The 22,079-nt window shown below is 69.7% G+C and carries 21 protein-coding genes; 10 read left to right on the top strand and 11 right to left on the bottom strand.

The genetic code is table 11. The features are described 5' to 3' along the window. Window positions 1-137: 137 nt before the first annotated feature. Together dnaE and ACIBM5_RS38960 are read right to left on the bottom strand one after the other, a co-directional pair. Entirely contained in the window at window positions 138-3,686 is a 3,549-nt protein-coding gene (gene dnaE, locus ACIBM5_RS38965; RefSeq protein WP_396011447.1) for a DNA polymerase III subunit alpha, read from the bottom strand. A 289-nt stretch (window positions 3,687-3,975) separates the two neighbouring features. Further along, window positions 3,976-4,296, bottom strand: coding sequence for a DUF2277 family protein (locus tag ACIBM5_RS38960; protein ID WP_396011446.1), 321 nt, complete (start codon window positions 4,294-4,296; stop codon window positions 3,976-3,978). A 351-nt stretch (window positions 4,297-4,647) separates the two neighbouring features. Between ACIBM5_RS38960 and ACIBM5_RS38955 the strand changes: the two genes are divergently transcribed. After that, window positions 4,648-5,640 (top strand): PP2C family protein-serine/threonine phosphatase, encoded by a 993-nt coding sequence (locus ACIBM5_RS38955; protein ID WP_396011445.1) that lies wholly within the window; start codon window positions 4,648-4,650, stop codon window positions 5,638-5,640. A 353-nt stretch (window positions 5,641-5,993) separates the two neighbouring features. Beyond that, window positions 5,994-7,220 carry an LLM class flavin-dependent oxidoreductase gene (locus ACIBM5_RS38950; protein WP_391588065.1) on the top strand — a complete coding sequence of 409 codons (1,227 nt, stop codon included), beginning with the start codon at window positions 5,994-5,996 and terminating at the stop codon, window positions 7,218-7,220. A 135-nt stretch (window positions 7,221-7,355) separates the two neighbouring features. On the opposite strand, the gene ACIBM5_RS38945 is transcribed toward ACIBM5_RS38950, so the two are convergent. Beyond that, the gene (locus ACIBM5_RS38945) at window positions 7,356-8,039 is read right to left on the bottom strand and encodes a DedA family protein (RefSeq protein WP_396011444.1); all 684 of its coding nucleotides are present in this window, start codon (window positions 8,037-8,039) and stop codon (window positions 7,356-7,358) included. Window positions 8,040-8,251: 212 nt separating this feature from the next. Here ACIBM5_RS38945 and ACIBM5_RS38940 point away from each other — a divergent pair, with 212 nt between their 5' ends. Then, entirely contained in the window at window positions 8,252-8,788 is a 537-nt protein-coding gene (locus ACIBM5_RS38940; RefSeq protein ID WP_391588067.1) for a hypothetical protein, read from the top strand. Window positions 8,789-8,869: 81 nt separating this feature from the next. Continuing rightward, the gene (locus ACIBM5_RS38935) at window positions 8,870-10,018 is read left to right on the top strand and encodes a CapA family protein (RefSeq protein ID WP_396011443.1); all 1,149 of its coding nucleotides are present in this window, start codon (window positions 8,870-8,872) and stop codon (window positions 10,016-10,018) included. A gap of 207 nt (window positions 10,019-10,225) precedes the next feature. On the opposite strand, the gene ACIBM5_RS38930 is transcribed toward ACIBM5_RS38935, so the two are convergent. The 6 genes from ACIBM5_RS38930 to ACIBM5_RS38905 form a co-directional block, all read right to left on the bottom strand. Then, a complete protein-coding gene (locus ACIBM5_RS38930; protein ID WP_396011442.1) occupies window positions 10,226-11,455 on the bottom strand; it encodes a methyltransferase domain-containing protein in 1,230 nt (409 codons plus the stop codon). Between the two features lie 163 nt (window positions 11,456-11,618). Continuing rightward, entirely contained in the window at window positions 11,619-12,452 is an 834-nt protein-coding gene (locus ACIBM5_RS38925; protein ID WP_396011441.1) for a helix-turn-helix domain-containing protein, read from the bottom strand. After that, window positions 12,449-12,973, bottom strand: a complete 525-nt coding sequence (locus ACIBM5_RS38920; RefSeq protein ID WP_396011440.1) for a DUF6879 family protein — start codon at window positions 12,971-12,973, stop codon at window positions 12,449-12,451. Before ACIBM5_RS38920 ends, ACIBM5_RS38925 begins: the two co-directional genes overlap by 4 nt. After that, on the bottom strand, window positions 12,957-13,148 hold the full coding sequence (locus tag ACIBM5_RS38915; protein ID WP_391588270.1) for a hypothetical protein: 192 nt from the start codon (window positions 13,146-13,148) through the stop codon (window positions 12,957-12,959). Before ACIBM5_RS38915 ends, ACIBM5_RS38920 begins: the two co-directional genes overlap by 17 nt. Before the next feature lie 127 nt (window positions 13,149-13,275). Next, on the bottom strand, window positions 13,276-13,752 hold the full coding sequence (locus tag ACIBM5_RS38910; RefSeq protein ID WP_396011439.1) for a GNAT family N-acetyltransferase: 477 nt from the start codon (window positions 13,750-13,752) through the stop codon (window positions 13,276-13,278). A gap of 58 nt (window positions 13,753-13,810) precedes the next feature. Beyond that, the gene (locus ACIBM5_RS38905) at window positions 13,811-14,251 is read right to left on the bottom strand and encodes a nuclear transport factor 2 family protein (protein WP_391588073.1); all 441 of its coding nucleotides are present in this window, start codon (window positions 14,249-14,251) and stop codon (window positions 13,811-13,813) included. Window positions 14,252-14,472: 221 nt separating this feature from the next. Here ACIBM5_RS38905 and ACIBM5_RS38900 point away from each other — a divergent pair, with 221 nt between their 5' ends. Together ACIBM5_RS38900 and ACIBM5_RS38895 are read left to right on the top strand one after the other, a co-directional pair. Next, a complete protein-coding gene (locus ACIBM5_RS38900; RefSeq protein ID WP_396011438.1) occupies window positions 14,473-15,582 on the top strand; it encodes a S1C family serine protease in 1,110 nt (369 codons plus the stop codon). Between the two features lie 163 nt (window positions 15,583-15,745). Continuing rightward, the gene (locus ACIBM5_RS38895) at window positions 15,746-16,798 is read left to right on the top strand and encodes an RDD family protein (protein ID WP_396011437.1); all 1,053 of its coding nucleotides are present in this window, start codon (window positions 15,746-15,748) and stop codon (window positions 16,796-16,798) included. Between the two features lie 25 nt (window positions 16,799-16,823). Here the strand turns inward: ACIBM5_RS38895 and ACIBM5_RS38890 are convergent, their stop codons facing one another. Next, a complete protein-coding gene (locus tag ACIBM5_RS38890; RefSeq protein ID WP_396011436.1) occupies window positions 16,824-17,015 on the bottom strand; it encodes a ferredoxin in 192 nt (63 codons plus the stop codon). A gap of 308 nt (window positions 17,016-17,323) precedes the next feature. Between ACIBM5_RS38890 and ACIBM5_RS38885 the strand changes: the two genes are divergently transcribed. After that, the gene (locus tag ACIBM5_RS38885) at window positions 17,324-19,402 is read left to right on the top strand and encodes a serine/threonine protein kinase (RefSeq protein WP_396011435.1); all 2,079 of its coding nucleotides are present in this window, start codon (window positions 17,324-17,326) and stop codon (window positions 19,400-19,402) included. A 50-nt stretch (window positions 19,403-19,452) separates the two neighbouring features. Here the strand turns inward: ACIBM5_RS38885 and ACIBM5_RS38880 are convergent, their stop codons facing one another. Beyond that, window positions 19,453-19,875: a hypothetical protein gene (locus tag ACIBM5_RS38880; RefSeq protein WP_026218597.1), complete on the bottom strand. Its 423-nt coding sequence runs from the start codon at window positions 19,873-19,875 to the stop codon at window positions 19,453-19,455. Window positions 19,876-20,100: 225 nt separating this feature from the next. Between ACIBM5_RS38880 and ACIBM5_RS38875 the strand changes: the two genes are divergently transcribed. The 3 genes from ACIBM5_RS38875 (at window position 20,101) to ACIBM5_RS38865 (ending at window position 21,792) form a co-directional block, all read left to right on the top strand. Then, window positions 20,101-20,841, top strand: coding sequence for a nuclear transport factor 2 family protein (locus tag ACIBM5_RS38875; RefSeq protein ID WP_396011434.1), 741 nt, complete (start codon window positions 20,101-20,103; stop codon window positions 20,839-20,841). A 14-nt stretch (window positions 20,842-20,855) separates the two neighbouring features. Next, window positions 20,856-21,395, top strand: coding sequence for a nuclear transport factor 2 family protein (locus tag ACIBM5_RS38870; protein ID WP_396011433.1), 540 nt, complete (start codon window positions 20,856-20,858; stop codon window positions 21,393-21,395). Window positions 21,396-21,501: 106 nt separating this feature from the next. Beyond that, a complete protein-coding gene (locus ACIBM5_RS38865; protein WP_391588080.1) occupies window positions 21,502-21,792 on the top strand; it encodes a hypothetical protein in 291 nt (96 codons plus the stop codon). Window positions 21,793-22,079: the final 287 nt, after the last annotated feature.

The following is a 22,079-nucleotide window of genomic DNA, read 5'->3' as shown; positions in this document are numbered from 1 at the left end:
GGTGTCGCTCTCCCCCCCCGCGGCCCCCCCCCCCCCCCCCGCGGGCCCCCCCCCCCCCCCCCCCCCCCCCCCCCCCCCCCCCCCTCGGTCGGTCCCGCGCGTTCCGGGTCGTCCGACTTCCGTCGGTCCGGGTCGGCTCAGATGCTCCAGACTCCCGCGCCCAGCATCGACTTGATCTCGCCGGCGAGGCCGCCCTCCGGGTTGACCCGGAAGTCGAGGTTGTAGCGGGTGCGCATGCGTGCGCTCTCCAGGATCAGGTGCACCGGGTTGTCCCCGGGGTGCGAGGAGAGCACCCGCTTGATGTCCTTCACCAGCTTCTCGTTGACCTTGGTGGTGGGCAGCCGCAGGCACACCGGGGCCTTGCCGCCGTGTTCGGCCGAGCCGATGTCCAGCGGGACCAGTTCGGAGCCGAACACGCTCAGCGCGCCGTCGCGTTCGTTGAGCCGGCCCTTGATGCTGACCGCGACGTCCTCTTCCAGCGCGTGTGCGACGAGCGTGTAGGACTGCGGGAAGAACAGCACCTCGATCTCGCCGTCGTGGTCGGCGAGATTGATCATCGCCCACGGCGAACCGCTCTTGTTGACCTTGCGCTGGATGCCGGTGATCAGGCCGGCGAGCTGTACCTGACCCTCGGTGCGGCCGGAGTTCTTCAGCTCGGTGATCGAGGTGTCGCGATGCCGGGACAGGATGTGCTCGGCGCCGTCGAGCGGGTGTGCGGAGACGTACAGGCCGAGCATCTCGCGCTCGGTGGCCAGCTTGAGCTTGCGCGGCCATTCCTGGTCGGTGAGTGTGAAGTCGAGCCCGACGGCCGGTTCCGCGGCGGCCTCGTCGCCGCCGCCGAACAGGTCGTACTGGCCCGCGGCCTCCTGCTTCTTCAGGCCCACCACCGCGTCCAGGGCCTGCTCGTGGACGTCGACCAGGGCCCGGCGGGTGTGCCCGAGCGCATCGAACGACCCGGCCTTGACCAGCGATTCGACCGCGCGCTTGTTGCACGCGGGCAGGCCGATCTTGGTCAGGAAGTCGGCGAAGGAGTTGAACTTCCCCTTGCTGGTGCGCGCTTCGACGATGTCGTTGATGACGTTGTCGCCCACGTTGCGGATCGCCCGCAGGCCGAACCGTACGTCGGAGCCGACGGCGGTGAAGTCGGCCACGGACTCGTTGACGTCGGGCGAGAGCACCCGGATGCCGGCCGACCTGGCGTCGGCCAGGTACATGCCCATCTTGTCCTTTTCGTCGCCCACCGAGGTGAGCAGCGCGGCCATGTACTCGGCGGGGAAGTTCGCCTTGAGATAAGCCGTCTGGTAGGACACCAGGCCGTAGGCGGCGGAGTGCGACTTGTTGAACGCGTAGCCGGCGAACGGGACCAGTACGTCCCACACCGCCTGGATCGCCTCGTCGCCGTAACCGCGTTCGCGGCAACCCGCCTGGAACGGGATGAACTCCTTCTCCAGGACTTCCTTCTTCTTCTTGCCCATCGCCCGGCGGAGCAGGTCGGCCTGGCCCAGACTGTAGCCGGCCAACACCTGTGCGGCACGCTGCACCTGCTCCTGATACACGATCAGGCCGTAGGTGGGGCCCAGGACTTCGTTGAGCGGCTTCTCCAACTCCGGGTGGATCGGCGTGATCTCCTGCTGCCCGTTCTTGCGCAGCGCGTAGTTGATGTGCGAGTTCATGCCCATCGGGCCGGGTCGATACAGCGCGGAGACCGCGGAGATGTCCTCGAACTCGGTCGGCTTCATCAGCTTGAGCAGCGCGCGCATGGGGCCGCCATCGAGCTGGAACACGCCCAACGTGTCGCCGCGGGAGAGCAGTTCGAAGGTGGTCGGGTCGTCGAGCGGGATCTTCTCGATGTCCACGTCGACACCGCGGTTGGCCTTGATGATCTTGATCGCGTGATCGATGATGCCCAGGTTCCGCAGACCCAGGAAGTCCATCTTGACCAGACCCATCGATTCACACGACGGGTAGTCGAAGCCGGTGATGATCACGCCGTCCTTGTCCCGCCGGTGCAGCGGGATCAGGTCGATCAGCGGGGTCGAGGACAGGATCACCGCGGCGGCGTGCACGCCGGTGCCGCGGGTCAGGCCCTCGATGCCGCGCGCGGTGTCGATCACCATCTTCACTTCGGGGTCGGACTCGTACAGCGCGCGGATCTCGCCGGCCTCGGTGTAGCGCGGGTGATCCTTGTCGAACATGCCCGCCAGCGGCATCGACTTGCCCATGATGTCCGGCGGGTACGCCTTGGTGATCCGGTCGCCGGTGGCGAACGGGAAGCCCAGGATCCGGCTGGAGTCCTTGATCGCGGCCTTGGCCTTGATCGTGCCGAAGGTGTTGACCTGTGCGGTGTAGGCGGAGCCGTACTTCTCGGTGACATAGCGCACCATCTGGTCGCGCTGGCGGTCGTCGAAGTCGATGTCGACGTCCGGCGGGTTGATCCGCTCGGGGTTGAGGAAGCGCTCGAACAGCAGGTCGTAGTCGAGCGGATTCAGGCCGGTGATCCCGGTGAGGTAGGCCACCATCGAACCGGCCGCCGAGCCTCGGCCGGGGCCGACGGGGATGCCGTTGTCCCGGGCGTACTGGCAGATGTCGGCGACCACGAGGAAGTAGGAGTCGAAGCCCATGGGCGTGATCACGCCCATCTCCAACTCGATCCGGTCCAGCACCTCCTGGCTCGGGTTGTCGCCGAACCGCCGCTGCAGACCCTCGGCGATCTTCTTGCGCAGGTACGTCGCCTGCGTCTCGCCTTCGGGGACGTCGAACTGCGGCATCCGGTTGACCTCGGCGAACACCTCGTCGTAGGGCTGGATGCGCTCGGCGATGGCCAGGGTGTTGTCGCACGATTCGGGCAGCTCGCCGAACAGCGCGCGCATTTCCTCCGAGGTCTTGATGTAGTAGCCGGTGCCCGCGAACTTGAACCGGTTCGGGTCGGCCTTGTTCTTGCCCACGCCCACGCACAGCAGCGAGTCGTGCGCGTCGGCCTGGTCCTCGGTGACGTAGTGCGAGTCGTTGGTGGCCAGGAGCGGGATGTTCAACTCCTTGGCGATCCGCAGCAGGTCCTGACGCACCGTGCGCTCGATGTCGAGGCCGTGGTCCATCAGTTCGAGGAAGTAGTTCTCCTTGCCGAAGATGTCCTGGTACGCGGAGGCCGCCTTGATCGCCTCGTCGTACTGACCCAGGCGCAACCGGGTCTGCACCTCGCCGGACGGGCAGCCGGTGGTGGCGATGATGCCCTCGTGGTGCTGCGCGATCAGCTCGCGGTCCATCCGGGGCTTCATGTAGTAGCCCTCGATGGATGCCAGGCTGGAGAGCCGGAACAGGTTGCGCAGACCCTGCGCGTTCTCCGCCCACATCGTCATGTGGGTGTACCGGCCGCCACCGGAGACGTCCTTGCCGCCCTCGCCGTCCTCGCTCGGCGCGCGCTTGCCGCCGGGCGCCCAGAACTCGGGGCGGCGGGCGAAGCGGGTGCTGGGGGCGACGTACGCCTCGATGCCGATGATGGGCTTGACGCCGTGCTTCTTGGACGTGCCCTGGAACTCGTAGGCGCCGAACATGTTGCCGTGGTCGCTCATGGCCACCGCCGGCATGCCCTGACGGGCCACCTCGGCGAACAGCTTGTCGTTCTTCGCCGCTCCGTCCAGCATCGAGTATTCGGTGTGGACATGCAGGTGAACGAACGAGTCAGACACGGTGTGTGAGGCTCCTCGGAGGGGGCGGCGGGGACCATCCACCATAACGCGGTGGAGGGCGGCAACCGGGTGTCCGAGGCAGGTGTCCACACCCGCCGGCGAAGGCTTTTCCGAGTCGTTTCCGACCCGTATCCGAGTGGCCCCACAGTGGCCTGCGAAGCGGTCTATGCGGTGCTTTGTTGGGGTTTGGTGGGGGTGTCGCGCGGCTTTTGCGGAGCGCCGCGCGGGTTGTCGGGTCGGCCGCCGGTCGGCCGTCGCGGCGGGCTCTCGCGTCGGGTCGTCGCGGGTCTCAGCGGGTGCCGGCGGCGGCTTCGGCGGGGGCATCGGCAGTGGTCTCGGCGGGGGTCTGCGCGGCGGCTCGGGCGGCGGCTTCGCGGCGGCGCAGCGGGGGGAGGGTGGGGGGTGGTTGGCGGCGCTCGGGGAGCTCGGCGAGCAGCACCCTCGTCGCCTCGGCGACCGCGGCCACGGCGCGCTCGACGGCTTCCTCGGTGCGGGGCGACGTGGTCTGCACGCCACCCACCTTGCGGACGTATTGACGGGCGGCGGCTTCGATCTCCACGTCGGTGGCGGCGGGGTCGAGTCCGCGGAGCGTCGTGATGTTTCGGCACATACCTTTCAGGCTAGGCGGGGCGGCCGACACACGCGGCGCTGCCGTCACCGGTGGCCTGAGTGGATGCGGGCCGGCCTGCGGCCTGCTTGTCCGCAAGCGCCGGACGGGCTGGGTCCGGTCGGGTTGGGCTGTGGTCGGCAGTGGTGGGCCTGGGTCGACACTGGCCGGCCTGCGGCCTGCTTGTCCGCAAGCGCCGGACGGGCTGGATTTTGGTCGGGTTGCCCGGTTGGGCCGTGGTTGGCCTGTCGGGGTGGGTGTGGGGGTTCGGGTGCGTGTTCGGCGTAGTGGCCGTTGCCTTGGGGGGGTTTGGGCGTTGGGCCTGGTGTGGGTTCGAGTGCGGAGGAGGGGCAGATGGGCGCGGTCGGTGCGGGGCCCGGGCGGCTGCTGGTTTCTTCGGGGACGCGCGACCACCGCTACGACCCGGCGACCGCCTGGCGGGTGTACCAGGGCGAGGACGGCAGCCTCACGGTCAGCACGGACGCGTGGCAGGAGGAGTCGCACACGCTGATGGCGATCCGCACCGACTGGTACGCCGACGCCGCGGCGGCCTCCGCGGCGGGCGGGATGCCGCCGGACGTGGCCGGCCGGGTCACCCGCGCGTTGGGTACCGAGCCGGTTCCGCCGCCGCCGTACCGGGACTTCGCCGAGGCGTTTCGCGCGGGTGTCACGCCGGCCCATCCGGAGCCGGTCGCGGGGCTGGAGCTGGCCGTGCGGCATCGGCCCGCGCAGGACGAGTTCGGCGTGGGCGGCGATTGGTACGACGTCTTCACGCTGGACGACGGCCAGGTCGCGCTGGTGGTCGGCGATGTGCAGGGCCACGGCGCGAGCACCGCGCCGATCATGGCCAGGATCCGCACCCTGCTGCACGCGTACGCGGTGGTCACTCCCGATCCCGGCCGGACGCTCGGGTTGGTGAACGACTTCCTGGACCGCTTTCCCGGTCCCGCGTACGCCACCTGCACGCTGGCCTACCTGGACCCGGCGACCGGCGGTCTGCGGGTCGCGCGGGCCGCGCATCCGCCGCTGCTGCTCGCCGATCCGGCCGGGACGCCGCGGATCGAGGACGTCGACGGCGGGCTGCCGCTGGGCATGCTGGCCGATCAGGGCTATCCGTGCACGACGCTGACGGTGGCTCCCGGGGAGACCCTGGTCCTGGTCACCGACGGGCTGGTCGAGGGCCCGCAGTTGGCGCTGGACCGGGGCATGGAACGGCTCGCGCACCGCTTCGAGCGCAGCCGGGGCCTGGACCTGGAGGCGACCGCGGAGCGCTTGTTCGGACTCGCCGACCTGACCGGTCACCGGGACGACGTGACGTTGCTGCTGGCGCGGACGAAGGCGGGTTGACGCGCCGCATTTCGCCGCGTCACAACGATGTCGAATAAAGGGCGGCGGCGATTGTCGACCGCCCTTCGATTTCGGGCCGAGCGGTGTTTTCCTCCACGTTTCCGAGCTGCTTGCGCCGGGTCGGAGCAGAGGTGTCGCGGGCCACAAAGGACGGTTCCCCTGGAACTTCCGCCTTTGGCGCGAGAGGATCTGACTATGCGTCAGCTCGATGTCCCGGGCGGCGCCTGGCATCTGACGTGACGTTAGCCACGTGTAAACAAAGTTCCGGCCGACGCTCGCATACTGTCCCGTACGCAGACCTCATACAGGCGTATGCAGCGCTGGTTGAACCAGGCGATTTTGGGAGGCTCCACGTGGAGTTCGGCATCTTCCTGAACGGGTACACCCCCGGTCCGGCCGCTCACGATCGCGCGAGCGAGCACCTCGTGCTCATGCGCGAGATGGAATTGGCCATCAAGGCCGACAAGCACAACTGGAAGTACGCCTGGTTCGGCGAGCACCACGGTCTGGTCGAGTACAGCCACATGTCGGCTCCCGAGGTCGTCATCGGCTACGTCGCGGCGAAGACCGAGCGCATCCACCTGGCGACCGGCATCAACAGCCTGTCGCCGCGCAAGGAGCACCCGGTCCGCTACGCCGAGCGCGCCGCGATGATGGACCACATCACCGAGGGCCGCTTCGAGTGGGGCACCGGCCGTGGTGCGGGCAGCCACGAGATGGCCTCGTTCAACATCATGGACAAGAACTCGACGAAGACCGAGTGGGACGAGGTCGTTCGCGAGATCCCCCGGATGTGGGCGCAGACGGACTACACGTTCGAGGGCGACCACTTCACGGTGCCGACCCCGCACGACATCCACCCGAAGCCGTACGGCGAGTCGCACCCGCCGATCTGGGTCGCCTGCGGCAACCCGGCCACCTTCGGCAAGGCCGGCTCGATGGGCATCGGCGCGATCGCGTTCAACTTCGAACCGGTCTACAACCTGAAGGGCCGCATCGAGGCCTACAAGGAAGCCGCCGAGAACCCGGTCGAGATCGTCGGCGACTACCAGAACAACAACGTGATGATGACGAACGCCGTAATCTGTCTGTCCGACCGCAAGCGCGCTCGCGAGATCGCGCTCAGCAAGGGCCGCGGCTACCTGGTCACCCTGGTGAACCTGTACCACGACACCATGCCGAAGTCGGCGGACGCGATCACCTGGCCGTCGCCCACCTTCGACCTCTCGATGGGCGGCGACGAGCTGCTCGACCAGCTGATCGAGGGCGGCTACATGCTCGTCGGCACCCCGGACGAGGTGTGCGAGCAGGTCAAGGCGTACCAGGAGGTGGGCTGTGACCAGCTCGTCTTCGGCATCAACGACGGCATGACGCACGAGGAGAACCTCGAGATGATCGAGCTCTTCGGCAACCAGGTCATCCCCGAGTTCGACAAGGACCCGGAGCACTCGACCACCAAGTACCGCCGCAACGCGGTGCCGAAGTTCGGTCGTTTCCAGGGCGCGGGCCCGGACCCCGACCTCAAGGTCGAGGTGCTCCCGACGAGCGCGGTGCTGCCGCTCCCGTACCCCTCGGCGTAGTCCGGGCGGGCATCGAACAGGTCCGAGGCCATCGGGGACATCCCGGTGGCCTCGTGCATTTCGGCGCGGGACGGGCTCGGCGACGGGCGCCTCGACCCGGCCGCCGCGAAGCGATGGTGGAACCGGCGTGCGCCCTCACGTGGCGTGCGGTTCGAGCTCCTCGTTCGATTCGTCGCCGGAGGGCCCGTTCCCGCCCTTCCCGCCGCGGCGCCCGCGCCGCCTGCGGGCCGCGAGGATCCGTCGGACGACCTCGACCAGCACGGTGATCAGTGCGGCGGTGGCCAGGCCCGCGCCGATGCCCTTGATCGGGCTGTCCTTGAACGCGGTCCCGCCCCAGAACCCCAGCAGCACGCCGTAGATGGACCAGGTCAGGCCCGCGATCGCGGTGAATATCCGAAACCGGCCGATCGGGTACTCGACCATGCCCGCCACCAGTGAGACCGCGGTTCGGCCGCCGGGGATATACCGGGCGACCACGATCATCGCGCCGCCGCGTTCGGCCAGCCAGCGTTCCGCCTGTTTGCGGGCCCGCCGACCGCGCTCGCCGTTGAGCATGTGCCGATTCGCGAACGGTTCGGCCCACCGGCCGATCGCGTAGGTGATGTTGTCGCCGAGGAAGGCGCCGAGCGCGCCGGCCAGTATGAGCAGGAAGAGATTGGGCGAGAAGCCGGTGACGGTGGCGAACACGCCGCACGCGATCAGCGCGCTCTCGCTCGGCAGGATCGGCAACATCGCGTCCAGGAGCGCGGTGAGGAACACGATCAGGTAGGCCCACGGGGAGCCCGCGAAGGACATGATCGGGTCGAACCACGCGTCCACGGCCACTCCTTCGACAGGTGTGCGAAACCGGTGCGCGACCGACTCGGACGATTGTTCGGTGCGGTCGCCTGTTTTCGGCGGCTACCCGCCCGGAGCACAATCAAGGCACCGTGCGCCGATCGGTCGAACGTCTGTCACGCTTGATCCCTTCGCCTCGACCTCTCGATCGAGACGGATCAACAGACGCTCAGGAACAACGCGAGGGACGTGGCATGGACGCCGTTCACGAAGGTCTGGACGCCGTGCGGGCGGAGCTGGTCGGCCTCGATCGCCCCGTGGTGCGCCTGCTGGAACCGGGTCTGCCGGCCGAGGCGGTGCGTACCCGGGTGGGCGCCGCGGTTCCCGCCGAGCTGGTCTCCTGGTTCGGCTGGGCGGACGGCACCCGCGAGGAGCCGGACCAGCTGGTGGACGAGGCGTCGTTCATACCGGGCTACGTCCTGGTCAGCCTGGCCGAGGCGCTGGAGTTCCGGGACGAGGTCGAGATGGACCAGCCGGAGGGTGTGCAGTGGTTGCCACTGCTGGTGTCGCCGGCCGCCGACTTCTACGCGGCGGTCTGGGACGGCTCGGACGTCCAGGTGGCGAGCTACGTGCAGGGCGCGGACGAGCCGATGGTCTACGCGTCGATCCCGCTGATGTTGCGCACCGTCACCGAGAGCTTCCGGACCGGGGCCTTCGAGGTGGACGAAGAGGGCTACTTCGACATGCACCCCGAGCTCTGCGACCGGGTCTACGAGGCCCTGAACGGCTGAAACGTTGCACGCGGGTGAGGTAATTCACGTCACGCCCCCTCGTACATACGGGGGCGTAGGTCGCTGGGCTACCTTGTCCGCGTGCCTATACCCCGCCGCCGGACCGTCGCGCTCGGCCTCGCTCCGCTGCTGATCGCCGGTCTCGCCTCGTGTGGGTTGTTGTCCGACTCCGAGGACTCGCCCGGCAGGACCGCGAACGCGGCGGACGCGAACCCCGCGGCCGGTACGGGCGGCTCCTCGGCCGCGCCCGGCGCCGGGTCCGCGCCGCCGTCGGTTCCGGCCGCGCCGGGCACCGAGATATCCGTTGCCTTCGCGGGTGACGTGCACTTCTTCGAGCGCACCCTGCCGCGTTTGAACGCGGGCGCCGAGGGGGCGCTGGGCCCGATCGGCAAGACGCTCGCGGCGGCCGATCTGGCGATGGTCAACCTGGAGAGTGCGATCACCGAGCGCGGCACGCCGGAGAACAAGACGTACCACTTCCGGGCCCCGGCGAAGGCACTGACCGAGCTGAAGGCGGTCGGGATAGACGCGGTCAGCATGGCCAACAACCACGCCGTGGACTACGGCAAGGTCGGCCTGGAGGACTCCGTCGCCGCAGTCCAGGACCCGCCGATCGGCGTGGCCGGCATCGGCAAGGACGCGGCGCAGGCATACCGCCCGGTGATCCGGGAGGCCAAGGGCGTCAAGGTCGCGTTCCTGGCCGCGAGTCAGGTGCAGGACATCACCAACCAGCTGTACCAGGCCGGGCCGAACAAGCCCGGGATAGCCACCGCGCTGCAGACGGACCGGCTGGTGCAGGCGGTGCGGGACGCGAAGAAGCAGGCCGACGTGGTGATCGTGTACATGCACTGGGGCATCGAGGGCGACAAGTGCCCGAGCGCGGACCAGAAGAGTGTGACCCGCAAGCTCGCGGACGCGGGCGCGGCGGCGATCCTGGGCACGCACGCGCACGTGATGCAGGGCGCCGGCTGGCTGGGCGACACCTACGTGGGCTACGGCTACGGCAACTTCCTCTGGTACGGCACGTCCCCGTACCCGAACTCGAACGACACCGGCGTGGCGACGCTGACCATCAAGGACGGCAAGGTCGTCGGCGAGAAGTTCACGCCCGCCTCGATCGACAAGCGCGGAGTGCCGATGCCGGTGACCGGCGCCGAGTCCAAGCGCATCCTGGACCGCCGGGAAACGCTGCGCCCGTGCACCGGATTGGCCGCCAAGCCGAAGAAATAGCCCGCAGCGCCGGGAAGTTCGACGAAGGTGCCCGCCCCGGGATCGGGTCGGTGTTCGGCGGACCGGCGGTCACGTCCCTCCTCTGTGCGTAGGACCGCGCCCTGACCGGAGCCCGTCGACGGACCGACCGTTCCGCCGTCCACGCCGGGTGCGGCGAAGGCCCCCACGACCGCCTCGTGACGGCACGGCCGCCCGACTCGACGGGGTTCACAGTGACCACGAGGGTCCGGCGGCGTCGTGCCCGGAGGGGAACGCGTCGGTGAGCGAGGGCACCCGGGCTCCTTGCGTGCCGTCGGCGGAGACGGTCCAGCCGAACGCTTCCATGCCCGGGCGGTCGGCCGCGCACCATGTGGACCAGGCCGCTTCGACCTCGTTCCACAGGCGGCGTGGTCCGTGCTGGTGGACGGCGAACGTGTCGAGTCGCCTTCCGTCGTAGTCGACGCTCGCCCACGACGTCCCGGCCTCGTCGCCCACCCACAGGCGGGTGTGCACGCCGTCGACGTCGGGGTTCTCATCCCAGTGTTGCCAGACGCCGGGTGTCATCAGGCCGATCGCGAACTCCGCGGCGAGGTTGCCGCCGGCCACGTCCCAGGGCGATACGGCCGTCGTGCTCGGGGTGGCGACATGTTCGGGGGAGACCACTTCGTACACATCGGAGATCCGTGAGCGATGTCCGCGCAGGTGCATGAACGCCCCACCCGCGCGAAAGCGCCCCTGCGCTCGGCCCTGCGCGTCCACGGTGGCCACGAGGGTGCCGTTTGCGGTCCAGGCGGTTGCCCAGGGCGTGACGATCACGGCTCCGGGTCGGCATTGCCGAATCCAGGCCGGTGGAATGTGCGTGACGGCGGCGGTGGACAGGACTCGGTCGTAGGGTGCGCCGGTCGCCCAGCCATCGGCGCCGTCTCCCCACACGACGGTCGGATGCCGACCGAGCGCCGCCAAACGGGCTCTGGCGATCCGGGCCAGATGCGGGTCCACTTCGATGGTGACCAGGCGCTGATCGTCACGCAGCCGGTGCGCGAGCAGTCCGGCGTTCCATCCCGTGCCCGTGCCGATTTCCAAGACCCGGTGGCCGTCGGCCACTTCGAGGGCCAGGAGGGCGGCCGCCACGATCGAGGGTTGGGACGCGGAGGACGACGGCCAGAGTGCCCCGTCGGGCCGGGGAGCGCCGCCGTCGCACATTTGCACGACCACCGGCACATCGGCGTATGCGGCCGCCCACCACCGCTTCGGCTCCCGAACCCGCTCACAGCGCTCGTGCCGGTCGCCGTCCGGTCGGCGCAGCCACACCAGGTCCGGAAGAAACACGTGCCGCGGCACTCCCAGAAATGCCTCCCGCCACACCTGGGGCAGTTCCCCGACGGTTTCCTCCACCTGCCGGAGCAGATCCACCCGCGCTCGCCACAGCGCCCTGGCCTGGGCCGACACTCCCCTCACCGGCCCTTCGGCGTGCCGGGGTCGGCCGGCTTGTCCGGCGGAATCGGCGGCGGCACCGGCTTCTCGGGCTTGTGCCCGTCGTCGGTCGCGGGGTCGCGGTGTTTTGCCATGGGAATCCCCTTTGCTTCGAGATGCCCATCAAGCTACCGGCGATTCCGGGCTTTCACCGACCGGTTTCCTGTCCGCTCAAACACTCGTTTCGAATGCCTTCCAGGGCCGAGCGCATTCGATCGTCGGATAGTGCATTCTCGGCGAATCCGTCGAATTTTCGCACATACAAATCGACGTCGCGAGGATCGGTGACCACTATTTTGGCATGCACGGTTTCGAGTGTCACCATGCGATTGTCGCGAATCACGAACGAGTGATTGGCGATGTCGTTCTGGTCGACGTTCATGGGGACGATGCGGATATCGACGTTCGGAAGTCGCGACACGGAAACGATGCGATCGATCTGACCGGCCATCATCTGTGCCGAGATGATCCGCCACCGCAGGACCGGCTCGGTGATGACGAAGCGTAGGGATTTTGCAGGGTTGTAGAGGATGCTCTGTCGTTCCAAGCGGCCGGAAATGGTTCGGGCCAGGACGTCGTCGCCCAGTTCGTGGCGTTCGAGGATCGCGCGAATGTATTCGGGCGTCTGGAGCAACCCGGGGACGAGCGCCGGCTGAAACAGCCTGATCATTGACATCTGCGCATCGAGGGCCTGAAGCGCCTGCTGTCCTTTGTGTGCCCCGGTGCGCTTCAGGTGGCGCCAAGCGGTCGTCTCGGTGGCTGCCTCTCGGGCCGCCTTCATGTACTCGTGCCTGGCGTCCGGGGAAACCCCGATGGCGCTGAGGATCCGTTCGACATCCGTCACACTTGGGGCCAACTTGGCGGTTTCGATCTTGCTCAGCTTGCTCGGGGACATGAGGGCACTTCGGGCCACAGCCTTGGCCTCTTTGCCGGAAGCCTGCCGTACTGCCCGAAGTGCCGCACCGAGCTGCCCTTTGTTCACTCGCCGTGCTCGGCCCACCAGTGGGTGAACGGGACGGCGTGGGCGAGGGCCGTGTCGCGATGCGTGACGAACTTCGGCACGCGGTGGCGGGGCAGCACGTCCGCGCCACTGAAGCCGCCTGCTTCGTCGTAGTTCAGAACTGCGGCGGCCTCCGTGTCGAAGAGCCAGAAATCCGGGACTCCGGGTAGCGGATTCGGGCGATTCGTGATGTCGAGGATGAAGAACTCCTCACCTGCGGTCATGTTCGTGCGGTATCCCCAACCGAGCTCGTACCTCAAGTATGTGGAGAGCGGCCGGGAAACGATATGCACGCGATAGACACGCTTGCCGATGTCCGTATGCGTTCGCAGGGTGGAAAGCCAAGCGGCGTTGTAATCCTCGGGCCTGGATTTTCCTGCCAAATACATTCGATAGGCTTCGACATTGCCCGACCGGCCGTAGTCATCGAGCGTCTCGAGTCGAAAGGCTTCGCGCGTGAACGAGTCGAAGAGGTCGGCGTAGGCCTTAGATGAGACGGTCACGAATGGCCTTCCGCATCAGGTCCATCGGGATCTCGACCAAGGCTTCGTGGGCGGGGATGGTCAGCCCGTGGTCCGTCGACGGCACACCCTGGACGAGCAGTGTGCCCCGGTCCGTGGCGTACAGCGTCGGGCAATCGTCGATTTCGCACGTGCTTACGAGTTTGGTGACCTTCACGGACACGGTTCGCCCCTTCGCCGAAGCCTCACACCGTCCCGATCGATGCTCCTGATGCGGGCGCTGGGGAGTCAAGGTATTCCGTGTGCGGAAACGGGAAATCCGGCGGCCCGCGCAGGAGCCCGGGTCAGCCCTCGGCCAGTGCGTTCAATGCGGGGCCGGTGAGGCGGTAGCCGATCCATTCGCGTTCCGGGGTGGCGCCCAGGGCGTCGTAGAAACCGATGCCGGCCTCGTTCCAGTCCAGGACGGACCATTGCAGGCGGGCGTAGCCGCGGGCGGTGCAGATGGCGGCGAGGCGCTGGAGGAGGGCCTTGCCGTGGCCGCCACCTCGGGCCTGAGGGCGGACGTACAGGTCTTCGAGGTAGATGCCGTGGACGCCCTCCCAGGTGGAGAAGTTCAGGAAGTACAGGGCGAGTCCGACCGGCTCGCCCGTGGTGTCGTCCTCGGCGATCAGCGCGAAGGCCGCCGGGTGCGGGGCGAACAGGGCCGTGTGCAGCTGGGCCTCGGTGGCCTTGACCTCGTGCAGCAACTTCTCGTAGGCGGCGAGCTCGCGCACGAGGGTGTGGATGGCGGGGATGTCGGCTGGAACGGCTTCGCGGATCATGCCTCGAAGCTACCTCGTCGCCGCCCGTCGGCTTCGGGAGTTTTCGGGCCCGTGCGCGCTATGCCGTCGGGGCCACGTACATGTAGGACTTCTCCTCGCTGCGCGTGGAGATCCGCCACTCGCCGTCCACGCGCGTGAAGGTGTCGAGGTACCACAGACCGCAGAACATCACCGGGCCCGGCGTCTCGTCGTCGTCACCCTTGAAGACCATCGGGTTGTGACACATGGTGCGGCCCGTGGCGGTGTCCCCGTCCACGGTGATCGACGAGTTCGAGATCAGGTGCTGGTACGCGCCGAAGCCCGGCATCACCGAGGCCAGGAACTCCTTGGTCTCCTTCAGGCCGCCCTTGGAGCCGCCCATCGCCGAGTAGTCGATGTGCGCGTCGGCGGTGAAGACCGTGTCCAGCGCGTCCCAGTCGCCCGTGTCCACGGCGTGCGAGTACCGGACCATCAGGTCTTGGATCTCCATCCGGTCCGAGATCTCCTGAAGCGTCAGCATGTGCGTGCCCACCCTCTCCGGCGCTGCGGCGTCGTTCCGTGCTCGCGGGGACGACGTGAGGGGCCAACTTGACACGAACAAGCACATGACGAAAGAGGCAGGCCTCGGCGGGACGGTGAAAAGTCCGATCCCGGGGTTAGTACGAAGAATGCTCGGGGGACCCGCCCCGGTATCGGCAACCGGGCCGTCGCCGACGGCAGCCGCCGAACGAGGGAGACATCGTGGGCGAGACGACGCGGCGACGGGCCACGGTCGCGCTGGCGGCCGCTGTGATCGTGTTGGGCGGCCTGAGCGCGTGCACCGACGACAACGGCTCCTCGAAGGGTTCCGGCCGCGACGGCGGCAACGCCGACGGCAGGGTCGCGTCCGGCTCGGCCGCCCCGAGCAACAGTCCCGCGAACGACCTCCAGGCGCAGTACCAGCAGGTGGTGCGCAATGTGCTGCCCTCGGTCGTCCAGATCACCACGCAGGGCGGCCTGGGCTCCGGGGTCGTCTACGACGACAAGGGCAACATCGTCACGAACGCGCATGTCATCGGCCGGGCCACCACGTTCGAGGTCACCCTCCCGAACGCGAGCAAACCGGTCACCGCCAAACTCGTCGCCGCCTTCGCCCCGGACGACCTCGCGGTGATCCGCCTCGACAACCCGCCCGCCGACCTGAAGCCGGCCCGGTTCGCCGATTCGAGCAAGCTCCAGGTCGGCCAGATCACCATGGCCATGGGCAACCCGCTGGGTCTGGACTCCAGCGTCACCGAGGGCATCGTCTCGGCCATCGGCCGCACGGTCAGCGAGCCGCAGTCCTCCGGCTCGCCGGGTGCGACCATCTCCAGCGCGATCCAGACCTCGGCGGCGATCAACCCCGGCAACAGCGGTGGTGCGCTGGTGGACCTGGACAGCCAGGTGATCGGCATCCCGACCCTGGCCGCGGCCGACCCGGAGACCAACGGCGGTGCGGTCCCGGGCATCGGCTTCGCCATCCCGGCCAACACGGTCAAGTCGATCACCGACCAGATCATCAAGAACGGCAAGGTGGACAACTCGGGCAAGGCCGCGCTCGGCGTCACGGTGCGCACCGTGGCCGGGCCGAACGGCCGGTCCACCGGCGTGGGTGTGGTCTCCGTCCAGGACGGCGGCGCCGCCAAGGCCGCGGGCATCCAACAGGGCGACGTGATCACCTCCATCGACGACCGGGAGATCACCGACGTCGTGGCACTGTCCGAGGTGTTGGGCGGCAAGCAGCCCGGCGACAGGGTCGAGGTGAGCCTGATCCGGGCCGGCGACGGCGGCAAGGCCACCGTGGACGTGACCCTGGGCGAGCTCGAGGGCTGACGGCACCTCGACGCACCCGAACACGCCCGAAAGCCCGCCCGAAAGCCCGCCCGAAAGCACGCCCGAAAGCACGCCCGAAGCGTGTCCGAGCACGCGGGAAACCCGCCACGGATTTCCCGGGCGATCCGACGGAAGGGACGATCTGCGCGATAACGTCCCGCTCATGACGATTCCTCAGCCGCCACGCGGGCCGGGGTCGCCGTACGGGGAACAACCATCCGTCGACGGTGATCCACACCTGTCCTGGCACCAACCGCCCGCGACCGCACCGTCCCTGATCCCGGATCAGGGACGACCGCCCCTGCCGCGCCCACCTCTGCCGCAGCCGCCCGCACCACCGCCCGCGCCCGCCTACCCGCAGCCCGGCGCGCCGTCCTACGCGATGCCGACGCCCATGCCGATGCCGACGTCGGCCGGCGACGAGCAACTCCCGCTCGCGTCCCGGAGCATGCGGCTGATCGCCCGCACCACGGACTACCTGCTCACCACCGCGCTCGTGCTGCCGCTGTGGTTCCTGGCCTACCACTACCTCCAGACCAAGGCCGCGGACCTGCCCACCAAGGTGGTCCGCACCGCGTTCCTGGACGTCGTGTTCGGCCGGGCGGGCGAGGCCCAACGGGCGCCGCTGGAGGCGGTGGACGGCCTGTGGGGCACCACCAAGACGCTGCTGCTCCTGCTGATCCTCGCGCACCTGCTGGTGCCCGCCCTCTACGACTGGTTCATGCACGCCCGGTTCGGCCGCACGCTGGGCAAGATCATGGTCGGCGCGAAGGTGGTCCCGGTGGGCACGTCGGCGCAGGCGGTCCGCGGCCGGGTGCCGGTCGGCGCCTGGCGGGCGGCCCGGCGCACCCTGGTGGCCGTGGTGGTGCCGTGGGCCGCGCTGTTGCTCACCTGGTACGAGATCGCGCTGCGTCAGTGGGGCACGGCGGGTCTGTTCGCGCTGCTGACCCTGATCGGCTTCCTGGACCCGCTGGCCGTGCTCGGCCCGCGTCGGCGCACATGGCACGACCGCACCGCCGGCACCGTCGTGGTGAACGTCAAGTTGCTCGCCCGGGGTTGGTCGGTCACGCGCAACGCGTCCGCGGCGGTGGCCCAGGGGGCTCGCGGCGCGTCCGGCCTGGTGGCCCAGGGCGCCCGCGGTGCGCGCGACCGGTGGCAGTCGAGCCGTACCGCCGGGGTCCGGCCCGAGGATCCGAACCGGCCCGGGACGGGGTGAGGCGCCGTCCCGGGCCGGCTCCCCGTCAATCCTGGATCGAGATGGCTCGGGTCGGACAGACCCGGGCCGCCTCCTCCACCTGCGGCCGCAACTCCTGCCCCGGGTTCTCGTTCAGGATGTAGAGGAAGTTGTCATCCCGAACCTCGAACACCTCGGGTGCCTCGGCCATGCAGAGTGCGTTGCTCTTGCACTTGTCGAAGTCGACGACGATCTTCACGTTCGGCCCTTCGGTCGTGGAAGCGGTGCGATGCGGCGATACCTTCGAGCGATGCCGGACGACGGCGGTCCTGGTCGGTGCGACCCGGCGGCCGTACCGGCCGATCCGCGAACCGTCGCCCCGCGCCGAGTCGTTGGGGCACCAGGCGCAACCGCTGGCCTATCACGCGCCCCCTTGGGTAAGGCGAGCCTTTTCCCTCGAACGGGGAACCAGCCGGTGCCCTGGGGAGGTCACAAGACCGGATGAGAGGATTCCATCCCGGTACGGCCGCAGCTGCGGGCCGGCGAACCAACACGGGAGGCACGTCCATGACGGCCGATGGCGGCGCCGAGATACGTTCGTTGCGTCCGGGCGATCCGCAGCACATCGGGCCCTTCCGGATCACCGGCAGACTCGGCGCGGGCGGAATGGGCGCGGTGTACGCGGGCCTCGACGGCTACGAACGCCGCGTCGCGGTCAAGGTGGTGCACGCGCAGTACGCCGACGACCCCGAGTTCCGGGCCCGCTTCACGCGCGAGGTCAACCTGCTGCGCGCGATCAAGGGCACGTGTACGACACCGGTGCTCGACGCCGATGTCGACGCCGAGACACCGTGGTTCGCGACCGAGTACGTCCCGGGGCCGACCCTGGACGTGCGGGTCAACCAGGGCGGCCCGATGCACGGCGACGAGTTGATGGGGCTTGCGGCCGGGCTCGCCGAGGCGCTCGTCGCGCTGCACGACGCGGACGTGATCCACCGCGACCTCAAACCGCAGAACATCATCTGCTCGCCCGCCGGGCCGCGCGTGCTCGACCTGGGCATCGCCCGGTCCATGGAGGACAGCGGGCTGACCCGCACCGGCATGATGATCGGCTCGCCGGCGTGGATGAGCCCGGAACGCTTCAAGGGCCACGACAGCACGCCCGCCGCCGACGTGTACGCGTGGGCCATGCTGATCACCTACGCCGCCACCGGAGTGATCCCGTTCGGCACCGGCGCCCCCGAGGTGGTCGCGCTGCGCGTGCTCCAGGAGGAGGCCGACCTTTCCGGTGTGCCGGACGTACTGCGCCTGATCGTCAAGCGGGCCTCCGACAAGGAACCGCACTACCGGCCGCACGCCCGCGAGTTGCTGGCCTCGGTCACCCACGTGTGGCGCGGCGCGCTCGGCAACGCCGCGGCGCCCTCGCTCGACCCGGTCGCGGATGCCACGTCCTTGATCGGGCAGTTGTGGACGACGCCCGCGTCCGGCGGCGCCTGGCAGGTGCAACAGAACCAACAGCAGCAGGCGCCGCAGCCCCCGCAGCCGCGGGTGTACGAGCCGCCGCGCGGTCCCGCCCGCTCGGGTGGCACCGCCGCGTTCGGCGCACCGTCCGTATCGCCGCAGACGCCTCCGCCGGCCGGCGGCCGACCCTCGCACGACCCCTACGGCGCGTCCCAGACCCAACCGCCGCTGTACCGCGACGCCCCGACCTCGGGCACGCACGGCGTCCCGCCGCAGCCGTCCGGGCAGTACGGGGCAGCCTCGGGCACGCACGGCGTCCCGCCGCAGTCCTCCGGGCAGTTCGGGGCGCCCTCGGGCCGATACGGCGCGCCGTCGGGGCAATACGGCGCGCCCTCGGGGCAGTACGGCACCGCCGGGCAGGGCTACTCGACGAATCCCCATGAGGCGCCCACCGCCCACGGCGCCCACACCCCGCCGCCCACCGGTCGGGCGGCGGCCCGGCAGGGCGGGTCCGGCGGCGGCACCGGGCGCAAGCGCGTGCTGCTTGCGGTCGGCGGTGTGGCGGCGGTCCTGGTGATCGGGGTCGGCGCGGTGTTCGCGCTGCGCGGCGGCGACGACGACAAGGACAAGAAGAAGCCGGAGACGCAGAAGACTCCGACCGCCGAGATCCCCAGGCTCACCGGCAAGACCGGCGGCTTCACCCAGGACATCAAGGGGATGAAGTTCGCGGTCCCGGCCACGTGGGAGCTCAAACAGGTCAGCGAGACCGAGGTGTGCGTGTTGCCGAGCGCGACGCCGGCCGCGCAGCGCACCACGTGCGAGCGGGCGGGCCTGCGGATCTGGGTCGGCAAGAACAGTGAGCGCAAGGTCGACTTCAAGGATCAGGCGGGCTGGACCCTCGGTGCGAAACCTACCTGCGTGACCCGGGCCGACGACGCGGTGGCGCCGACCAGCAAGAGCGACGGGAAGAAGTATGTCGAACCGGGCAAGGGCAGCCTGACGTTCGAGTACGCGTCCTACAGCGTGAGCTGCAAGAGCGGCGACTCGTTCCAGCCCCAGCTGTGGTGGTTGCCGCAGTCGATGATCTCGTTCTCCACGGCCGGGTTGTCCCGCGAGTACGACACGGACCTGAACAAGATCCTGGCGTCGGTGAGCGTGACGGGTTACAAGAAGCCCGCTGCGTAACCCGCCACACCCGACCGGGACAAAGACCCTGCGAGGGCCGGAACGGGAGCCTAGAAGTCGGCCGCCGCGGCGACCGGCAGGAACGGGTTCTCCGGTCCGGCCGGGAACGAACTCCAGCTCTGCTCCTCGTACAGATTCATCAACTCGTGCTCGGACTCCTCGGTGTCCGGCCACTCGGCGTTGACGACCACGTGTACCGAGGGCTGGGGATACTGCTCCCACCACTGGACTATGTGGCCCTCGCCGTCCACGGGGACCGGGTGGTGCTCGACCCGGTGCACCATCATGTACGGACCGCCGGTCCACGGCCCTATGTGCGCGCCGCCCAGCGGGATCGCCGAGATCGAGTCGCCGCCGCGCGGCAGGGCCGGTCCGGCGAAGTCGCCCGAGAGCAACGAGCCCACGTACCCCGTCGGGGGACGGTCCGGTGGGACGTCCTGGTAGAAGTCCACCCGGACCCTGTACCGGATCACTCGCGTCCCCTCCGCTTCCTCTTCGTGTCGTGCTCGCAGCGAGCCCGGCCGGCTTGTTGCGACCGGTAATACGTATACCAGCCGGCGATGGTTCCGTTCCGACGATCGGGTGGGGGCTGGACTTCCCGACGGGCCGCAGGCAGGATCACGCGCACCGGAGGCGGCAGGCAGCGCCCGGATTTCTCCGTGCGCCCGGCTTCGCCGGGATCAACGCGGGGAGGCACGATGGGCGGCACCCGGGACGAGGCGGCACTCGCACGGAGCGGACCGGTCGGCGGCGATGTGGCCGCCTGCGTGCGCCGATTCACCGAGTGGACGATGATCGACGGCGACCTGAGCTGTCGGTACGTCTGGCTCAACCTGCCGGACCCCACCGGCGGCACCGTGCGCTACACGGTGCCCGGCACCGAGATCGTGCGGCGCGTCGGCCCGGGTGATCGCATCGAGACCGTGGGCGAATTCCGCAACGGTGACGCCGTGGACGCGATGATCGCGCGCTGGCGGACGGCGGGTGGTCCGGTCGCCGGGTACGACGGCGCGGAACTGCGCGGCATCGTCGGCTGGGCACCGGAACCGCTGCCGCTGCCGATCCCGCGGGCGGAGGTCGAGCGGGCCTTCGGCGACCTCACGGCGCGCCTGGCCTCGGCCTCGGCCGGCGGCGAGTGGGCGCCGGTCGCCGCGGTGTTCACCGACGAGGTGCGCGTGCGCGACCACGTGGTCGGCTTCGTCGAGGGACGGCATGCGTTGAGCGCCTACATCCGGGACGGCGTCCGGCGTTCGCCGTTCAGCCGCTACCGGGTCCGGCTGCGGATCATCGACGGCAACCGGGTCTCGACGGTGCTGCGCGCCGAGGGACCCGCCGGCGGCCTGGACGTCAACGTGGTGCTGCACTACGCGGGCGGGCGCCGCTGGTCCTATGTGGAGGTCGTGTACGACCCGCAGGAGGTCGTTCGCCCCGGGGCCTGACAGGGTGTCGGTTCATGGACGACGTACAGCGGCTGCCGGCCCACGAACAGATCCGTCAACTCGCCGCGCGCTACGCGCTGGCCCTGGACAGCCGGGACCTGGACACGCTGTGCGGGCTGTTCGTGCCCGACGTGCGGGTGAGTCGGGAGGAGCACGGACGCGCCGCACTACGGGTCGCGTTCGCGGCCCAACTGGCCCCGCTGGGGGTGACCATCCTCAATGTCGGCACGCACGTGATCGATCTGCTGGACGCGGACCACGCGACCGGACACGTGTATTGCAAGGCCGAGATCCAGGAGGGGCCGCGCTGGTTGCACCAGGCGATCCTGTACCGCGACGTGTACGAACGGCGGGACGGCGTGTGGTACTTCGCCCGCCGCAGGCACGACCTGTGGTACGGCGCGAACGTCGGTGCGAACCCCGCGGGGCTGCCGCCGGCGAACTGGCCGGAGCGCTCCTTCGGTTCGGGCACGGTGCCCGCCATCTGGGAGACCTGGCGGGAATTCCATCGATCCTCGGACGAGCCGGGCGGATCGGGTTCCGTCGGCGTTTGACGGGGCAGGCGAGGAGCAACCGGTTACTCGGCGGCGGACCGCTCGACTCGGCGACCGACCGCCGACTCGGCGGCGGACCGCCCACTCGGCGGCAGGAAGGTCGGCCATGGCGCGCGACAGACTTCCGGACGGCGCGAGGAACGCGGCCGCGCGTACCGGCGTGCTCTTGGCGCTGACCATCGTCGCGGCGATGGTCGCACTGCTCGGCGTCTGGGCGCACACCTGGTTCTGGGTGTGGGCCATGCTCTTCGTCGGCCTGGGCATGCTCGGCATGGCGTGGAGCGCGCTGGAGATCCTGATCGCGCTCCAGGTGGCCGAGGAGCAGCACGACCGGGACCGCGGCGTCTACCAGGTCCGGCCGGTCGAGATGCGTGCCCGGCGGCGCACCGGCCGCTGATCGGGGCACAGCGGTTCCGGCAGGACGGAGGCGGGGGGGGGGGGGGGGGGGGCGGGGCCCCCCCCCCCCCGGGGGGGGGGGGGGGGGGGGGGGGGCCGCGCCGGCCCGCCCCCCCCCCGCCCCCGGCGCCCCCCCCCCCCCCCCCCCCCCCCCCCCCCCCCCCCCCCCCCCCGCGGGGGGGGGGGGGGGCGCCCGTCGGCAATTCGAGCCGGGCGGACAAGGTCGGGCCGCGCGGCTCGGCGCGGGCGGGCGTTGCGAAGGGGCAGCGCGGGTGCGGGTGCACGTGC

Origin of the sequence: Embleya sp. NPDC050493, from assembly GCF_044458105.1 — a bacterium.
Classification (GTDB): domain Bacteria; phylum Actinomycetota; class Actinomycetes; order Streptomycetales; family Streptomycetaceae; genus Embleya.
The sequence above is the reverse complement of the archived record's forward strand: the minus strand, read 5'-3'. Positions and strand labels throughout refer to the sequence as shown.

What these genes read in the sequence shown, in the direction of transcription:
- ACIBM5_RS38895 (WP_396011437.1), top strand. Translation starts at nt 15,746, where the DNA reads ATGACGATTCCTCAGCCGCCACGCGGGCCGGGGTCGCCGTACGGGGAA.
- ACIBM5_RS38885 (WP_396011435.1), top strand. Translation starts at nt 17,324, where the DNA reads ATGACGGCCGATGGCGGCGCCGAGATACGTTCGTTGCGTCCGGGCGAT.
- ACIBM5_RS38865 (WP_391588080.1), top strand. Translation starts at nt 21,502, where the DNA reads ATGGCGCGCGACAGACTTCCGGACGGCGCGAGGAACGCGGCCGCGCGT.
- ACIBM5_RS38940 (WP_391588067.1), top strand. Translation starts at nt 8,252, where the DNA reads ATGGACGCCGTTCACGAAGGTCTGGACGCCGTGCGGGCGGAGCTGGTC.
- ACIBM5_RS38870 (WP_396011433.1), top strand. Translation starts at nt 20,856, where the DNA reads ATGGACGACGTACAGCGGCTGCCGGCCCACGAACAGATCCGTCAACTC.
- ACIBM5_RS38960 (WP_396011446.1), bottom strand. Translation starts at nt 4,296, where the DNA reads ATGTGCCGAAACATCACGACGCTCCGCGGACTCGACCCCGCCGCCACC.
- ACIBM5_RS38955 (WP_396011445.1), top strand. Translation starts at nt 4,648, where the DNA reads ATGGGCGCGGTCGGTGCGGGGCCCGGGCGGCTGCTGGTTTCTTCGGGG.
- ACIBM5_RS38905 (WP_391588073.1), bottom strand. Translation starts at nt 14,251, where the DNA reads ATGCTGACGCTTCAGGAGATCTCGGACCGGATGGAGATCCAAGACCTG.
- ACIBM5_RS38910 (WP_396011439.1), bottom strand. Translation starts at nt 13,752, where the DNA reads ATGATCCGCGAAGCCGTTCCAGCCGACATCCCCGCCATCCACACCCTC.
- ACIBM5_RS38875 (WP_396011434.1), top strand. Translation starts at nt 20,101, where the DNA reads ATGGGCGGCACCCGGGACGAGGCGGCACTCGCACGGAGCGGACCGGTC.